The organism is Nostoc sp. (genome assembly GCF_035638895.1).
Taxonomy (GTDB): domain Bacteria; phylum Cyanobacteriota; class Cyanobacteriia; order Cyanobacteriales; family Nostocaceae; genus Nostoc.
Genome location: NZ_DASQZC010000697.1, coordinates 1 through 16,024, shown reverse-complemented (window position 1 = coordinate 16,024; position 16,024 = coordinate 1). Strand labels below are relative to the sequence as shown.

At 40.1% G+C, this 16,024-nt stretch carries 26 protein-coding genes; 10 read left to right on the top strand and 16 right to left on the bottom strand.

Going from position 1 to position 16,024, the window contains the following annotated elements:
• From VE944_RS33245 to VE944_RS33175, 15 genes are all read right to left on the bottom strand, one after another.
• Positions 1 to 249: hypothetical protein (locus VE944_RS33245; protein ID WP_324987825.1), on the bottom strand; the 249-nt coding region annotated here is incomplete at its 3' end.
• Positions 250 to 270: 21 nt separating this feature from the next.
• Complete coding sequence (locus VE944_RS33240; RefSeq protein ID WP_324987822.1) at positions 271 to 747, bottom strand: hypothetical protein; 477 nt, start codon at positions 745 to 747, stop codon at positions 271 to 273.
• A gap of 88 nt (positions 748 to 835) precedes the next feature.
• Positions 836 to 1,288: a hypothetical protein gene (locus tag VE944_RS33235; RefSeq protein WP_324987819.1), complete on the bottom strand. Its 453-nt coding sequence runs from the start codon at positions 1,286 to 1,288 to the stop codon at positions 836 to 838.
• Complete coding sequence (locus tag VE944_RS33230) at positions 1,285 to 1,536, bottom strand: hypothetical protein (protein ID WP_324987816.1); 252 nt, start codon at positions 1,534 to 1,536, stop codon at positions 1,285 to 1,287. The genes VE944_RS33235 and VE944_RS33230 overlap by 4 nt, the downstream gene beginning before the upstream one ends.
• A complete protein-coding gene (locus VE944_RS33225) occupies positions 1,537 to 2,130 on the bottom strand; it encodes a hypothetical protein (RefSeq protein WP_324987813.1) in 594 nt (197 codons plus the stop codon).
• 101 nt (positions 2,131 to 2,231) lie between these two features.
• Positions 2,232 to 3,191: a hypothetical protein gene (locus tag VE944_RS33220; protein WP_324987811.1), complete on the bottom strand. Its 960-nt coding sequence runs from the start codon at positions 3,189 to 3,191 to the stop codon at positions 2,232 to 2,234.
• Between the two features lie 2 nt (positions 3,192 to 3,193).
• Positions 3,194 to 5,836, bottom strand: coding sequence for a coiled-coil domain-containing protein (locus VE944_RS33215; RefSeq protein WP_324987809.1), 2,643 nt, complete (start codon positions 5,834 to 5,836; stop codon positions 3,194 to 3,196).
• On the bottom strand, positions 5,829 to 6,353 hold the full coding sequence (locus tag VE944_RS33210) for a hypothetical protein (protein WP_324987806.1): 525 nt from the start codon (positions 6,351 to 6,353) through the stop codon (positions 5,829 to 5,831). Before VE944_RS33210 ends, VE944_RS33215 begins: the two co-directional genes overlap by 8 nt.
• 19 nt (positions 6,354 to 6,372) lie before the next feature.
• Positions 6,373 to 7,038: a hypothetical protein gene (locus VE944_RS33205; protein WP_324987803.1), complete on the bottom strand. Its 666-nt coding sequence runs from the start codon at positions 7,036 to 7,038 to the stop codon at positions 6,373 to 6,375.
• Positions 7,025 to 7,372 carry a hypothetical protein gene (locus VE944_RS33200; RefSeq protein ID WP_324987801.1) on the bottom strand — a complete coding sequence of 116 codons (348 nt, stop codon included), beginning with the start codon at positions 7,370 to 7,372 and terminating at the stop codon, positions 7,025 to 7,027. The genes VE944_RS33205 and VE944_RS33200 overlap by 14 nt, the downstream gene beginning before the upstream one ends.
• A 2-nt stretch (positions 7,373 to 7,374) precedes the next feature.
• Positions 7,375 to 7,704 carry a hypothetical protein gene (locus VE944_RS33195; RefSeq protein ID WP_324987798.1) on the bottom strand — a complete coding sequence of 110 codons (330 nt, stop codon included), beginning with the start codon at positions 7,702 to 7,704 and terminating at the stop codon, positions 7,375 to 7,377.
• A 96-nt stretch (positions 7,705 to 7,800) separates the two neighbouring features.
• Entirely contained in the window at positions 7,801 to 8,022 is a 222-nt protein-coding gene (locus VE944_RS33190) for a hypothetical protein (protein ID WP_324987794.1), read from the bottom strand.
• Between the two features lie 176 nt (positions 8,023 to 8,198).
• Positions 8,199 to 8,516, bottom strand: coding sequence for a hypothetical protein (locus VE944_RS33185; protein WP_324987791.1), 318 nt, complete (start codon positions 8,514 to 8,516; stop codon positions 8,199 to 8,201).
• 34 nt (positions 8,517 to 8,550) lie between these two features.
• Positions 8,551 to 9,105: a tyrosine-type recombinase/integrase gene (locus VE944_RS33180; protein ID WP_324987788.1), complete on the bottom strand. Its 555-nt coding sequence runs from the start codon at positions 9,103 to 9,105 to the stop codon at positions 8,551 to 8,553.
• A gap of 205 nt (positions 9,106 to 9,310) precedes the next feature.
• A complete protein-coding gene (locus VE944_RS33175; protein ID WP_324987785.1) occupies positions 9,311 to 9,544 on the bottom strand; it encodes a hypothetical protein in 234 nt (77 codons plus the stop codon).
• 278 nt (positions 9,545 to 9,822) lie between these two features.
• Here VE944_RS33175 and VE944_RS33170 point away from each other — a divergent pair, with 278 nt between their 5' ends.
• Complete coding sequence (locus tag VE944_RS33170) at positions 9,823 to 10,206, top strand: hypothetical protein (RefSeq protein WP_324987782.1); 384 nt, start codon at positions 9,823 to 9,825, stop codon at positions 10,204 to 10,206.
• A gap of 52 nt (positions 10,207 to 10,258) precedes the next feature.
• Positions 10,259 to 10,552 (top strand): hypothetical protein, encoded by a 294-nt coding sequence (locus tag VE944_RS33165; RefSeq protein WP_324987779.1) that lies wholly within the window; start codon positions 10,259 to 10,261, stop codon positions 10,550 to 10,552.
• A gap of 347 nt (positions 10,553 to 10,899) precedes the next feature.
• Here the strand turns inward: VE944_RS33165 and VE944_RS33160 are convergent, their stop codons facing one another.
• A complete protein-coding gene (locus VE944_RS33160) occupies positions 10,900 to 11,076 on the bottom strand; it encodes a ribbon-helix-helix domain-containing protein (RefSeq protein ID WP_324987776.1) in 177 nt (58 codons plus the stop codon).
• A gap of 141 nt (positions 11,077 to 11,217) precedes the next feature.
• Between VE944_RS33160 and VE944_RS33155 the strand changes: the two genes are divergently transcribed.
• The 8 genes from VE944_RS33155 (at position 11,218) to VE944_RS33120 (ending at position 15,757) form a co-directional block, all read left to right on the top strand.
• A complete protein-coding gene (locus VE944_RS33155) occupies positions 11,218 to 11,529 on the top strand; it encodes a hypothetical protein (RefSeq protein WP_324987773.1) in 312 nt (103 codons plus the stop codon).
• 101 nt (positions 11,530 to 11,630) lie between these two features.
• Positions 11,631 to 11,837: a hypothetical protein gene (locus VE944_RS33150; RefSeq protein WP_324987770.1), complete on the top strand. Its 207-nt coding sequence runs from the start codon at positions 11,631 to 11,633 to the stop codon at positions 11,835 to 11,837.
• Positions 11,834 to 12,052: a hypothetical protein gene (locus tag VE944_RS33145; protein ID WP_324987767.1), complete on the top strand. Its 219-nt coding sequence runs from the start codon at positions 11,834 to 11,836 to the stop codon at positions 12,050 to 12,052. The genes VE944_RS33150 and VE944_RS33145 overlap by 4 nt, the downstream gene beginning before the upstream one ends.
• A 2-nt stretch (positions 12,053 to 12,054) precedes the next feature.
• Complete coding sequence (locus VE944_RS33140; protein WP_324987764.1) at positions 12,055 to 12,204, top strand: hypothetical protein; 150 nt, start codon at positions 12,055 to 12,057, stop codon at positions 12,202 to 12,204.
• Entirely contained in the window at positions 12,179 to 13,357 is a 1,179-nt protein-coding gene (locus tag VE944_RS33135) for a P-loop NTPase family protein (protein WP_324987760.1), read from the top strand. The genes VE944_RS33140 and VE944_RS33135 overlap by 26 nt, the downstream gene beginning before the upstream one ends.
• 620 nt (positions 13,358 to 13,977) lie before the next feature.
• A complete protein-coding gene (locus tag VE944_RS33130) occupies positions 13,978 to 15,156 on the top strand; it encodes a hypothetical protein (protein ID WP_324987757.1) in 1,179 nt (392 codons plus the stop codon).
• An 11-nt stretch (positions 15,157 to 15,167) separates the two neighbouring features.
• Complete coding sequence (locus VE944_RS33125) at positions 15,168 to 15,452, top strand: hypothetical protein (protein ID WP_324987754.1); 285 nt, start codon at positions 15,168 to 15,170, stop codon at positions 15,450 to 15,452.
• Between the two features lie 134 nt (positions 15,453 to 15,586).
• A complete protein-coding gene (locus tag VE944_RS33120) occupies positions 15,587 to 15,757 on the top strand; it encodes a hypothetical protein (protein ID WP_324987751.1) in 171 nt (56 codons plus the stop codon).
• The last annotated feature ends 267 nt before the right edge of the window (positions 15,758 to 16,024 follow it).

Sequence of the window (16,024 nt, the reverse complement as noted above, 5' to 3'; positions counted from 1 at the left end):
TCCTTTCCCTATTAAATAAGCTTTGATTTCCAACAAATCTCTATCTTGGATATCAAAACGATTATCTATGTCCTTAAAAAAGATACCCAAATTGTCAAGTATTTGCTTTTGATTATTTTTTAAATGGTTAAAATCTCTTTCTGCTGCATAGCGTCGCTTAATAGTGTTAGAAAAAAATATTAAGCCCCAGATTAAATTACCACCTATTGCAAAACCAAGAGTAATGTATTCGTTAATATTTTTAGACATATTGTTGTGCTTTTAATCATCCTAAGAAGATAATGCCGCTAACACATAAGTTTTTACTCTTTGAAAAGCTTGTGTTGCATATTCAATTTTAAGCTTTTGACTTTGAATCCAAACGCTTATATATCGAATCTCTTGGGTACTATCTATTTGTAATCCATATTGGAAATTCATGGGATTAATTGCCGGATCTACTGAAGAAAGGCTTGGTCTTGAATCTCTATTAGAGGGGTTCCAGTCTGAAGTTAAAGCTGTAGCAATACTTTGTAAAACTTTATCTAATTGAGAATCTATTTCGGATTCAGCAATATATATTAATTGAATTTCTGCATTAATTACGCGGTCATAAGATACTGTTCCGACAAGCAATGTATCCCCCGGTTGAGTGAAATTTGATATTCTTTCTATATCTTCCAAATTAATATCTACTAATACTTGAGGAGTTAACCAAGGTTGAGAAACATTTTGAAAACTTCCACCACCAGGAATTAAAATAGGCATAATTTAATTATTTAAATATTAATTAGGCAAACACAAATCTCAACGCTCTAATTATTTTTTGGTTAAAAATACCTGTTGTTTTAAATTCTTAAGCTTGTACAGCTATTTTTATTAACTCGATATTATCCTCAATTGTTGTTGTGTCAATACCTTCATACTGATAAATTGCAATATTGGCACTAATAAACCAGTCAGGGAGTTTGATTGAAACAAGATAATCAATATTTAAATCCTCAAAAAATATTAAATTAAACTTCCCTAAAAATATTTTTCTTCTCTCCCCTGTAAAGCTTGCTCCTAATGCAGTTGTTAAACTGCGAGTTAAATATCCCGAATAAACCCAAATTCTTCCAACGGGAACAGTAGTATTGACAGATATTGCAATGATTGATTTATCAAATGTAACCGGGACAATTATCTCATTTATTTTTTGATAAATTGGATTCCCTGACGCGTCGTTAAGAAAACTTACAGCAGGGAAAGAATTACTATATTGTAAACTCCAATTACTTTCAATCCCTAGCTGTAAACTTCGTGTCATCTCATTAACAATTGCAAATGATCCTCTACTTCACCAACAAAACCAAAAGGGTCAATCCCATAATGGTCAAGTAATTCAAAATAAGTGTAATCGTCCATTATCCCAGACAACCACTGACTAGCAGAACAATTAATTACAAGCATTCCATCAACAACATCTTTATCAGCTTGCCCATCAACCGATACAGTGAGTAAATCACTAATATCTGAGGGAACCCATAACAAATTATTGTCTGAAGCAATTGACATTTAAACTCCTTCTGGAACAAAGCGAAATTTACTGGCTAAAGCGTTTGCACTTCCTGTAAACAATCCTGTAAATGCGGCTTTTTCTTTGATAGCTGTAATTACTGAATCATAAGTATCAGCAGCAATTTTTTTACCAAATGACCCGGTTACTGAATCATTCTCGTGTCTATAATAAAGTCTTCCGGTTATCCGAGAAGCTTCTTTGGTATCAGCCGTTGTGACACGTTGAATAACAGTTAATTTTGCGGGTTTAAATGTAGTGCCTTCAATAATATTAGGAGTGGTTAAAGCGGTTAAATCTGCTTGGGTGAAAGTAAATTCATCAAGAATACCTTTTACTGTTGTTGCTAGAACTCCGCCTCTACCCGTTTGTGTAGGAGCAATTAACCTAGCAGGAAGATAAGAAAGGGTCGTTCCACTTGAACTAAAAGGAATAATTGCTCCAAGAACTCGATCGGTTTTTACTTTCTCGGCCGGGTTAGTTACAGTTGCATAAGCAGCTTGTCTAGCAGCTGTATCTTTGTTTAGCCAAACCAAGTATTTAGCATGATCTGCTGCCAGGCGAACGCCACGAGAAATGTCTTTATAAGCCATGTTTAAAAAACTTAAATTTAACTACAAAGTCAAGTATAGCAAGGGTTTTAGCGAATTCTTTTCTCCGGATAGCTTAAGCTACCCTTAGTTAATAGCAAATATTAAATATTAACCAAGGGATTATACCTAGAAGTCGTATCTATTAAAAAAACTGGATGTGGTTCTCCAGGTATTTCTGCGTAAGCATAACGAAATCGGACAGAAACTACACGGCGATAAGCTGGTTTATATCGAACTTTTCCCATAATTATTTGAGTTTGTGTAATAGGGCCAATTGAGCTTGGTTTTTTTGGGTGAGTTACTGTAATTTTCTCATTATCAAATGGCGCATCAATGACGTTACACATTCTTTGGTAAATATCAATTCCATCGGCTTCAGTATTAGCTAGAACTCTTCGCCCGGAATAAAAACCATTTACGGGGTCATTATAAACTATTCCTAGCTTACCCTTTACCAAGACAATTCCTTGTCCATTTACAATAAATTGTGTTTTAATTTCGTTAGCAATTTCTATTAATTTAGTTTTTAACTCAGGTGATGTATTAGTTAATTTCATTAATCTAACGCTATATTCAGCATCAGCCCTGTGTGTTTGCGTTGGAGCCATTGACTGAGAATCTTGAGAAAAATAAAATAATATTCTTGGATGTCCTGAGACTGAAGGCAAACTATCCTCAATACTTCCATAAAAAACAGATAGATTTTTTCTCCCATACCCCAACAAATCAAAAAATAAATGATGTCGTAAATTCATCATTAATTGATTATCAGAATCGAGCATTGTACAAGCTACACGCAAGCTACTACGAGAAGTTGCAATATTGGGTTGCCAATTTGTTGGATGGTCTGAAAAATATCGCTTGACTAAAGCATTATGCTGAGGAATGTAAACCGCTTGTAAATGTTCAAAAGCATTAAAATTATTTGGTAAAGAATTATCTGACGCTTGTTTAGGAACAATTTGTCCCGGTTTAGTAGGTGTTAATGTTTCTCCTGTTGAAATATTTGAAGTTGGCGGAAGTTGCCTGCCTTGCTTATCGCGTGGTGGAATAGTAACCATGATTAATCACCTCCATCAAAAATATCTTCAAGTACTAATTCTAAAAAGTTTGTCGAATCCGCTTTAGCTTCAACATTTGCTTTAGTTGTAACTGTTGGTTCTGGAACTGTAACGCCGGGTTGATATTTAACAACATTTCCTAATTTATCTACAACTGGATTACCTTGTTTATCTTTGGGGTCTTCCTGATCCAATTCTTTTTTAACAGCTTCAACACTACTATTGATTTCCACTGCTGCTATTGATATTCCAACGGGTATAGCTACCATCATGGCAATAGTATTTGCTTTTTCGCTTGCAGTATTAATAAAATTAAAAAATCGCCCTTTTAAATTAGGCTGTGGGTTCATCCAGCCATAAGCTTTTTCGCTAACTACACCCCAAACTTTTAAAGCATTCCCAATTTTACCAACATTTCCGGCGATGACTTCAAGCCCCGCCGTAACGAGTCCAACCGCATTGCCAATTTGATTAAAAACATTAGCGCCCGCTTGATAGATTCTATTAGCTTTAGCCCAATCTTCAGATATTTGTTTGTAATTAGCTTCTCCAATTGCACTGGTAATAATTTCAGTTACAGCTTTACCAATTACTTGATTAATAGAAATTGGTGTACCATCAATACCTTTTGGCAGAACAAACCCTAGTACCTGATCAATTATTGTTCCTAGTGTTTGGGCAAGATTATTACTAAGCATTAAAGCATTATGCATTGTGGCCGCAAAAGTCAGAACAGAGAGCGCTTTTTCAACATAGCTATTTTCAGCAACACGGGTAATCAAGCCACCAATGCCGCCCAGAACTTGATTACCAAGTTTGTTGTTAATTATGTTTAAAAGTGCTAATTGTGCTGCTGCTGATGCTTTAGATACAATGTCATAAATTTGTTTTAAAAGCGCTAACACTGGTGCAAATGCAGCAAGAATAGGTGTTAATATTGTTGTCCTTGTTGTTCCGTGCTGCACGTTGCTATTTGCCCTTGTTCCTGTGTGCTGTGCTGCAATAAATGCACGTAATCCTGAATCGTTGTATGGCACTGCATCAACTCCATCTTTACCATTAATACCGTTTCGCCCATCCCTACCATTTTTGCCACTCAATCCCGGAAATCCTCTATCACCTGGTTTGCCGGGAATACCGGGTAAGGTAACAACCGTTGTTACACCATCTCGCCCACGTAAGCCCGGAAATCCCATAAAACCCCGTTCCCCACGTTGCCCCGGTATTCCTCGGGGCCCGGGAATACCACGTAATGCTTTAATACCCTGCACGAGTGCCACTATGGTTAATACTGTTGCGCCAATTTCGAGAACTTTTGTTAGTGCTTCACCGCCCTTTTGTAATGCTTGTTCTGCTAGTGTCTTTGTTTTGGTTGCAGTTGCAGTTGCTGTTGCTGCTTGTCGCTGCGCTTCTAATGCCGTACCTTGGGCTGTGGCTGCGTTCTTTATCGCGTTACCTGCTACAGTCTGGGATTCTAACGCCGTCACTCGTGCCATTGATGCAGCACTCTGTGCAGCCACTGCTGTACTCTGTGCAGCCACTGCTGTACTCTGTGCAGTACTTGCGTTACCTAGTGCAGATTGTGCCAAGGATGTAGCAGACGCACTCAAACCTTTAGCCTCATTCGCTAAGGCACGCACTGCATCGATAGCACCGTTGAAGCCTTTTATTTGGTTAACGACCTGAAATAACCTGCCAAGTATGCTAGACACGTCTCTACCTAACGCTGCTAATCCTGCCTCTACCGCGTCCATCCTTGCACCAAGTAATTCCCTTGAAGCGATGCCGTCAAGGATAGTGAATATCGTACCGATTACATTAAATATCTCGAGTACTTTACCGCCCAGTCTTGCCGTAGCTCCTAATGCTTCGCTGGATATGCCGACGGCTTTTGCGGCAGCAGTAATAGCATCCCCCGCTTTCTTTTCGACCGCAACGACAGTATCGCCCAATTTACCAAGAGTGCCCTTAACACCGTTGATTGCGCCTTTTACGCCCGTTACGTCACTAGCTACATCCAGCACTTGTTTACTCGCTTTCGCAGCGTCGGCAACTGCATCAGTTGCTTTGCTAACTGCATTCTTCACATCGGTCTTAACTGTTTCTACATTACTCTTAATGGGCGGTATTTCTGCTTCTATTTGTTGTATTTTGCCAGCATTTTTGCGCTCTAATTGCGCCAAACGTCGCGACTCTGTATCAAGTTGACGATTGGCTGTGTACAGTTCTTCATCTGATATCTGTAATTGCTTGTTCTCGCGCCCCAACCTTACGGCCTCACCTTCAACGCGTGTTATCCTTGCTTGCTCCTCCCTCATTTGCCGCGCATATTCAGCCGCGTTCTTTTCCGCTCTTGTCGCTGTAGCAGATGCGCCTTTGGCTTCTATTTCAGCGAGACGAATTCTTTCTGTGTTCCGAACAACTTCCAGGAATGCGTTCGTGGATTTTTGTAGTGCGTCTTCTATTTGTGGTTTTAGTTTTTGAGCAACTACAACCCCGCCAGCCGCCACAGCATAAGCGATGTCTGGTTGCAATGCCGACTTGGTGGCGTTGATAATGCGGTTTTCATCTACTTTAGGTATCCGTGCAATCTCCGCCCTAAGTGCTGCAATTTCAGCCGCTAAACTAGCGCAAGTATCAGCCATTTTTCCCTCTTAATTCATTAGTAATAGTGCGAATAGATGCGGCTGTAGAATTGCAATCTAAACAACAGTAACCCGGATACTCAGGTATTACACATTTGCAAAAACCTTCAGGACATCCATCTCCACAAGTTACGGTGAAGTTTACGGGACACTTGCCTGATACCGTAAAAAGCTGTAGATTATTTACATCTTTAACTATTAAGGTGCATTCTTGATTGGGCGGTATTATTGTTAAACTACCAGCTAAAAAACAAGAATTTGTTACCAAGGAATTCCCATTAAAAATATCTATGTCTGTCTGTCCTTGCTGACAACTTAAATTTTGTTTAGTAATGTATGAAGTTCCTTGCGCTGTTCGATTACTCTGAGAGTTAGGATCGTAATAATTGTATGTATTTAAAGTTTGGGAAATTAGATTTACATTAATAGGGGATGTATTAGAAATAAATTTCTCTTTTCTGCCATCTCCAAAAGTGTAATTAACAGTTGCAATTTCGCCAATTTGACAGTAGCTCATAGCCAAATATTATTTATAATTAACCTTGCAACGTTCCATAAAGTTCCAATTCATCAAAAGCTAAAATATTTGCGCCGCCGCTATCAACTCCAGTAGAAAGGATTCTAAAAAATTCATAGGCTATAGTTTGCCCGCTAATGCTTTTACTATACCAAGTAGAACTTCCAAGGCTCGTATTGACGACGCTATCAAGGTCTACCCATGTAGAAGAATCATTGGAGGCTTGAAATTTCCAATTTCTGATTTCATTAGTAGTGCTGCTTCTGCCACGAATAGAATAATTAGTACATATCAACTTTTTGCCGTTTAAACCAAATTTAATGTTTTGACTTGCAGTATTTGTTGTGGCGACTCCTGTACCGGGTAACCTGTTGGCTAGTAATGATCCGTTCCCATGAGTCGTAGAATCATTATTGAAAATACTTGACATCGTAACCGCCACTTGTCCGGCACTAATAGGATTACCCCAAGCCGCTAATCCTTTTTGTGTTCCTAGCCAATAAAAAACACCATTAGCATCACCATTACTCGAATAAGTTAATATTTTTGTGGTGCTGCTTGAAGACCCACCAAGTAAATCAGATTTTGTAATTTTGTATGTTTCTCCAGATGGAGACTGCATTACTAAAAAATCGGCATTACCAGCAATGGTTTTTGTGATTGCAATATCTTTAATTTGGGGCATAGCTAAAAATTATTATTTGATTGTTAATATATTTTTGTCCGTCGCGCGTCGATTGAAATGGTTCCCAATCAATAATTTTTAGCAGTTCAAACATCTCAGAATTATCAAATTCAATTGCTTGATTGTTTTCATCAATGATTGCTTGATTATTTTCATCTGTGATTATTCCTTGAAAATTTGCTATAGCTGTAATTAATATTGCAGCTAATAAACTTTCAGGCGTGTTATTTATTTGGGGAGTTAATCTCAATAGCGAAGATTTTTGAATAATCAAGTTATTTGCATTTTGGGAGGCTCCCCCCCCAAATACCTGCTCAAGAGTAAGAGATTGCATCTTTAATAATCATCCGGATCAATCACAGATGAAGTGTCTATTTTTGCCAAGTTTACAGTTAGCTGGTCTACTCGATAAGAAGTATTATTCGTTCCCCTAGTCGTGAATCCAGGGAATCCATCGGTTAGATAAATACTTTGGTCAATATTCGCATCAAAATTAGCTTGAGACAACCCCGCTTGGGCTTTTAATAAAATCCCTGTTAGCAGGCTTTCAGCCGTATTAGTTGCACTAGGGGTCAAGCGTAGCAGTGAACTTTTTTGAATTGTAATGGTGGTCGCATCTTGTGTTGCGCCCGTGCCAAAAACTTCTACTAATGTTGGTTCAGCCATATTTAAAATTAGTGAAACTATTACAATTTAAGACAGATCCTCAAATAGCGCCAAGTTTTTTTAAAAACCTTGCAACGAAAATATAGTTTTGTCGTTTCAGGTGTAATCTGTGAGGAGTTCATCAATGACAAACTCTGCTATTTCCATTGCTTGCCCCTCCAAATCAAAAGGCGGCGACCATTGAGGCTGACTCTTCGGAGTGAACCGAGCATAGTAAAAACCATAAAACCACCATTTTGTGTGCTGTTCCCAATACAGGTAGACTACAAAACCTCTGTAATTATAATTTTTAAGCTGATTGTGAGTAACAACAGGCATAATTTACGCTGCTTGCGTGGCTACATTGAGCTGATCCGCTCTACCCTGATAAATATCACAGCATCCACACTTAATCAATCCTGGGTGTTTTGGATGTGGTCTGATTAATAATCCGCCGCCGTGTCCACAAGCTTTACAGGGAGTGGGCAAAGTGATTGGGAGTGAAGGAAAGCTATTCATAAAATCAAATTCACTTCAAAGGCTAACCCTTTGTGACCTTGCCAAGGTAAAAACCGACAAGAAAGGCGGGAATTTTTACCGAGTTCTTCTAAGATGTTGGGGGAGCGTTTTTGTAAAAAAACAACAGCCGTTGGGGACAAAAACCACTTGTAACACCCTGTCAAGTCTTCTCCAAAATCAAGTCCCTCTTCAAAAGCAGCTATTTCTAGCAGATTAAATAATTCACCTAATTGTGTATAAGTTGTAGAGAGTTGAGGTTTAGTCTCTTGCATATCCGTATTATTAATGAATGCTGATATTGTGATGACTTGCATAAGTGCTTACTAGCGAGAAATTACGGAATTGTTTTTAAAAATTTATGAAGCTAATTGCTTTTACCACTTCCTCTGGATCAACTTCCAAATATTTTTGTAATGTTCCCAAGTCTTTATGCCCGCTAATTTCTTGAATTGTTCGCAAGGGAACCCCGTTGCGCGACATGTGAGTTAAAGCAGATCGCCGGAAAGAATGAGTTGCCGCGCCACTTATACCAATTTTCGTACAAGCATCTCTCAAAATCCGATCAGCTGTATCCCGTGACATATAAATGTTGACCCCGCGCCGACCTGGGAACATGGGCCCGGCAATACGCGGCTGATAGGAATTTAAAAATCTTTGCAAGGCTGGATGAATTGGGACTGTGCGAGTTTTCAGCTTGCCTTTGGTGGTAGACTTGCGAAATGTAATCAGTCCTTCACTGATATCCGTAGTGTGCAAGTGTAAAGCTTCACTGATGCGGCATCCGGTAAAAAAGCAAATAGCAAATAAGCAGCTATCGCGCGGCTTCTTTTTAAGTTCAATGAACAGTCGGTTAATTTCTACAGCATTTAAAATTTTGGCTTGCCCGTTGCCCCTAACTTTCACATCCCACTCCTATCAGACATAATCCTCATTTTGTCATATGAGGGCTGGAATGCTTGCAATTCCATGATTGATGGGTATTGGGCATGCCTACATTAGACTTTACTTATCAATAGAAAACCCGCCTTCTGACGGCAGAAAGCGGGTTCTAGACTTGAACTATAACTTTTTCTTATCAAAGGCTAGGAAATGGCACTCAGGAAAAGTGTTACTCCATGATAACCTCTGATTTTAATTTGTCTTGGATTAGGTAAATACTCGCCACTATATTTTCTAGCTGTCTATTGAGTTGGGAATGCGACTCTGGAGAGGAGGATTCTTGAGCAATGATGAAATTAATAGAAACTCTAAGGTCGCATTGTAATTCCAGAAGTTTTCTGTAAATCGGTATGTAATCCCATTCAGAAAGCGGATAATCTTGGAAGGATTCAGATTTATTCATGGTATTTCACCTTGCAGGGGATAAAACCCCGCGTCTCGAACTAAATCAATTTGAGTCGTTAATTCCCAATTGCAATCAATGCATTCAAAGTAAATTTCATTATCGTTTTCATAAACAAGATAACTAAGTTGTTGACTGTTGCAATTAGGACACAGCCTTTGTAGGCATATAGTGTCTAAAATTTCTTTTTGAGAATCCATACCATGTATATACAGCCATTGCTTGCGGTGTATATACATGGTAGCATGGCTTTAGTGATGTAGTAATTACTAAAACCCATGACTAATTCTAGCAACTTGTGGATCGGGAATTTGAATAGAGATGATTCTGGCCAGTTTGCTCCTAAAGGGCAAGAGAAAAAGCCGATGCGCTCTATGCGCTTATCAGATGAGGATTGGGAAGCACTGGGGGTGAAAGCGAGTCAGCAAGGCAAATCTAGAACTGAATTGATTGAGGAATTCATCAGTGGCAAGGCAGATCAGCAATCGGCTGTCATGAAGGCAATTGAGGCTTTTATCGAGTGGCAGAGGGAAGATTATGGTAGAAACGGAGCGCAAAAAGGTAAGGACTTTAATATGAGTAGTCGCAGTTGGGATTACTTTAATAAATTCTACAAACTAATTGAAGAGGAGCCACACGAGTTAGGGCTTGGGGATGATTGACAGCGGTGTATATACACGGTATTATGAAATTGTTCACCTACTAAGAATAAAAATGAACTCAAGAACTTTAACAGCTTTAGCTAGCTATTGCAATAATCCAAACTGTAGCTGGGCTTCACTGGATGAAGAAGCTAACCAGACGGCAAATTCATTGTTTAAAAATTGGCTATCTGTAAACAACTGGCAAAGTCCGTGGGATGGATTTATTGACCTGTGTAATCAAAATGGGTATCCAAGTGCAAAGAGAGTAGTTAAACTTGGCGTAGGGAAAGTTAGTTTGTACACGGACAACAAAACTCTGGCTAGATTTTCCTATTACGGTAGTGATTGGGCGATTGTTGAATAATTTGATAAAAGTTTAAATCCAAAAGGCTGAGGGATACATCCTCAGCCTTTTTGTTCATCTACCAAACTTATTATAAGTATCTTCCTACTCCCCACTCCTAGCCTACGCAAATAATTTCAGTAATCAAACCGGATTCCTATATGAAAGATTATATATTTATCAAATGTTTTCGGTGTAAAGGATTGGGTTTAATTGATTTAGCTAATCATTGTATTGCTGATTGCCCTATGTGTTTTGGAGCGGGACAAATAATAATTATCTCTAAAAGCATTGCTAAAAAAGTACGATAGTCAGTTTTTGTCACTTAACGCCCAAAAACCTTCAAAAAGCGTTACGTAGGCAAAGACTTATGATATTTTGTCAGGCTTTGATGCATTTTTATTTTTTTCTAAATTTTCAACGGATTTAGAAAGAATCCAAGATGCAAGATTGCCTGTTTTACGTCCTTCTTCCTTACTTCTAGTTTCAAGATATGCGTAAATTTCCTCTGAAACATAAACCTGTATCCGCCTTGCATTAGTCATAGATTACAGTTACTTAACACACGTAAACCATTTTAACAGCTTTCGTGTTGGTATTGTAATCAAATATTGTATTAGTTGCTTTTAGTTGTAACAAGCTGTATAACATACAAAGAGTATATGTGAGTAACATCGGCACAAGCAATGGAAACAACACAAGCCTTAAATGGCACTGCAAAAGCAGAATCAAAGGAGCCAAAGCAACGACGACCGCGTAGGCAGCCGCCGCCGCTGCCCTCAGCAGCTGGTGCAAGTGAGATGAACTCGACGACTTATGAATGCAAGGTAGATAATTCACCGATCGGTTGGGACGCGCTCCCCTTGTGGACACCTTTTAGTCTCTCATCTGATGGAAGCTACCCTCATGTCAAAGTCAGCAAATCTCAATATTGTGATTTGCGAACTAACAGGGCTTACCCCGTTGGTTCAGGTCGCTGCTACAAAATAATTTTTTAGGGCGATCGGCTGGGTGATTTCTAGCCGATCGCTTTATCCAGCGTGCAGGGCAAACCCACGCTGGGACATGTTCAACCCGCAAAAGATGGAACTATTTAATCATGGCACGAGAACTTACAGATAAAGAGAAAAAAGCGATCGCTGAATTTGAGCGAACTTGCCCCAGTTTGGGGGCAATGGCTGAAAAAAATATTCGCAGTGAGGCAACCGGCTGGGCTGAGATTATCGCTGAAACTCCAGATGAGGAATTAATTGCCCGTCAAGGTTTCACCTCAAATTCGTTTATTTACAAGAGGATCTGCGGATGAAATCTTACAAAATTTCCTACTGGGATAGAGAAGGGGAAGGTATAACCATCATTGAATCTACTACTCCGGTAGATGTTGAAGAAGCTGCAAGCGCTATTAGGGAGCAGCTTTTAGAAAATGGCATTGATGCTGGAGAAGTGCAAGTGGAGGAGTTTAGAGAAATTAAAAATCCTGTTGACAGGCTAATAACCAATTTTCAAAGATTGGGCTTTTAAGTATGAATGGTGACGGCATTCTAAAGCTGTGTGCAGCGCTCCTGATTGCCGTTGCCTGCCTCACTTTGGCGATTGGAGAAAAGCGATCGCCGCAATTTCATTTCAGGATTCAATTAGAGATGGGCTATGGAGAAGGAAAAAATAACAATTGACCTGCCATCACATCGAATAGAGCGCCAAGCTTGGGTAGAGATGCCATTGCCCGACTGGAGGGCGCTAGCTAGATTTAGTGGTTGGGCATCGGGAAGAATACTCTTTGGTTTAGGAATATTTACAATCTCCACAACCAAAGCAGCCTTAAAAATTTTGGTTTATTGCTGTGAGCAGTTAGAAGCTGGAACCAAAAAGTTAATAATTATTTACGATGCTTTGCCCCTTATGGGAGTGCCATTACAAAGTGTAGTAGCAGAAATTCAACCAAAATCAGCTTTACCGCAAGACTTGCAAACCATTGACTTGCTAGAAGCGATTGACGGAAAGCACATTTTTATCATTGGTGACACTGGCACGGGTAAATCTAGCCTTGCTCAGTGGTTAGCTTATCGCCTTGGTGGAGAAGTCACAGTTTACGATCCAGATGCTTCCCCGGACGAATGGCAGGGTTTAAAGGTGATTGGGCGGAAAGGTAATTTTGAAGCTATCCAAGAGGCAATGGAAGCTGATTTAGAGGAACTACAGCGCCGGATCGAGTTAAGGGGGGAAAGTGGAGATAAGGCACTTGTAGGTCTGGAAAGCACTACAATTGCTGAGGAATTTCCCTTATTAGCCTCTGAGGTAGACATAGCAAGCGATTGGTTAATTAAGCACGGCAATAGAGGACGTAAACCCAAGCGCTGCATTATCGCCTTGAGTCAGACCGACGCTGTAAAATCGCTGGGCATTGAGGGAGAAGGGCAAGCAAGAAAGAATTTTCGCTATGTGCGCCTGGGTAAGTTCGCGGTTGATCATGCTAAAAAGCTGGGAGATGTCAGCCTTGAAGCTTGGTTAAAAACTGGAAAATATCGCTGCATGGTAGATGATCAGCCGTGCCAATTACCCGATACTAAGCAATACGGTCAAGTTATGAGCAGGTTACAACCTGTCACCCCTGAAGCGAACGCGGTAACGCCTGAAACCGTTGCCCTGCAAGGCTTTGCGGCAGGTGTTACCGCCAAAAATGGCTTATCAGAGGACATGATTAAAGCCGTAAAAGCCTGTCTAGGAGCAGGTTTGAGCGATTCTAAAATAGTTAAAGAAGTTATGGGATATCAGGGGGGGCAATTTACCAAGGGGCAAGAAATTTTAAAACAAATTAAAAAGCCCTGAAAAGCACTGAGTATCTATCTTTTTTGGTTTTTGGGTAGATTCTCAGTAGTATCAGGCAATCCGCCCCGTGATAGGTTGTTAGTTAATCAGTAAATTTGTACTTTTATGGAATTTAGAAATGAACAGTACATAAGTACCATTTCCGCCCCGATTGGGGCGAAAACTGACTTTTGTCAACTCCGCTTCCCTCTCGTTCTAGGGGGCGGGGTATTTTCGATTGTCCATTAGGAAAGGTTTTTGTTTAGCCTTTCAGATTGCGAAATAAAGCTTGTCGATAGCAAGCGTCTACCTATGTCGCCGAGTTGCTTTGAACAACTCATCGTCCGGGTTCCACAAAAAACCAAAATAAATTAACTAACTAAGACGCTATCACAATCTCAAGTATTTTCTCAATCTGAAAGGCTAAACAAAAACCAAACCTGTTCGCGTAGGCTTGGTTTTTGATGCAACTCTCAATTGATACTACTAGCATAGTACATCTAAATTCTAGCATTCTTAGCTTTTATGTAATCGCCATATCTGCAAGAATTTTATTAAGCCCTTCAAAAGTAAGAGTGCATAGCGCTTTATTGGTAACGCACCCATGCACCAAACTTTGGTATTTTTTACGGGCTATAGATGTGACGAACGTTGGGTGGGTAGAGATTGAACAGGAGCAACTTAAACCATTACGGGCATCTACTGCAACTATATATAGATGGTTAGCTGAAGGCAAACAGCGCGGGTTTTTCTGGCATTCCACATGGAGAAATGGCAAGCTGTTTGTTAAATTGGGCGGCTTGTACCGGGTAAGCAAGTTTTTAAAAATTAAATCCTGGGGAGTGGTTGCACAAATTCCCCTCAGTATGCTTCTAGTCAGCAATGGCCGCCGGATGGTTGCCAGCGCAATTACTGCCCAGGATTTACAGGAGCGTTCGCGCTATGCGGCCAACAAACAGAGAAGCCAGCTAGAGCGAAAATGTTTTGATTTTCCGACAGTTGATCATCTAATGAATCAAGACCAAACCTCACTGCAAATGAACCGTGGGGGCATACGTGGATTGATTCACCGTGGTCAAAAGCGGATTTTCGTCGGACGGCGATTTGTTCCTTTTGGGACAAGTCAACCGACCATAGCCAAAAACTTGACGGCCGGGCCCGTTTCTTGTGGGCTTAGTCGTTGGACAGTTCGGAGACACTTAGACAAGTTGGAGGTGGATAAAAGACAAATTATGCAAGCCAAACCCGAATATAAAGAGATTTATACTCGGATTAACCAAGGTGCAACCTCTTGGCAGTGTAAAAGCCAATCAGACATATCTTTTAGTTGGCAGGATACTGGAGTAATTCGCATTTATGAACCCAATGGCGATTCTTCAGCAAGGCGAGAGGGAGGACACCCGATCAACCTTGACCGATTGAATAAATATCAAAAAGTAATCTGGTTGCCACGCTGCAATATCTACGATTTAGATTTTCAACTGACCTCAATGAAGTATGCCCGGTACAAGTGGAAGCAATCGCTTTTAGCTTACGAGCGATCGCTTTCAACTGTGACCGAGCAACCGGGCATCGTGCCTGTGGAAAACTTCGTTTCCCCCCTAGACCCCCCTCAAGAAGATAAGCTCCCGGCTTGCTCTTTAAGGAGCGCCGGGAGCGGTCAGAATAAGGGGAGCAATTTTGAGAATCCTGAAAAGACTGATTGTGAGCCAGTTTTGGAAGATTCAGCAAAAGAATGCTGGTTAGATGCGGGGGCAAAATTGAGGGCATTAGTAGCAGCGAGAAAGGCACAAAAGCTAGAACGCTTACGGAATCTATGATGTGAGGATAAATGAGCCAAAATATCGCCTTAACAACAGAACATTTAACTGTTGCAGAACTGCTTGGAACAGTGCCGACCTATGACCAACTCCCCCAAGGCTGGATACATCCAAAAGCGATCGCTCCAATTGCGAACGGTCGGCAAGTGTTCGTCAAAAACTTACGAACACGCAATTGGGAGTTAGGGAAGGTTGAAGATTATTACGAGCGGGGGGCCTTCTTAAAAGTGCGCTGTGGTCAGAGATTGCAAATGGTATTCTCAACGGACAATATAGGTATTAAGGGTTCTATGTGACAAAAGAGGAATTATGAATCGGGAAGTATGGGTATCACTTAATGGCGGGATAGATCCAAATGAATATTCAAGCCTTTTAGTAAAATGTCCTAAATAGCCCAATCTAGCCGCGCCAAAAGACAAAATGGAGATTTATGCCAAAATTTAAAGAATTTCTCAAAGACTGGATATCTCTATTTTCCTCAGTAATCGCTTATCAAGATAGTGTTTATGGGTATCCACAATCACGATTGCTGATGCTCGGTATGCTGCTTTTAGGATTTGGTTTTTGGCTTGGGGTCTTTGGTTTATTTAGCCTCAAATGAAAAAATGGTGATTTGGACTCTGGCAGAGGCGGAAGCTCGCAAGCTTTGCATTTACCAGAGTGATTTTAATTTTATTGTACAAAATGGAGATTTAGACTATTCACTTTCATGGTGATTTCTTATTAATCCTTTCCCTATTAAATAAGCTTTGATTTCCAACAAATCTCTATCTTGGATATCAAAACGATTATCTATGTCCTTAAAAAAGATACCCAAATTGTCAAGTATTTGCTTTTGATTATTTTTTAAATGGTTAAAATCTCTTTC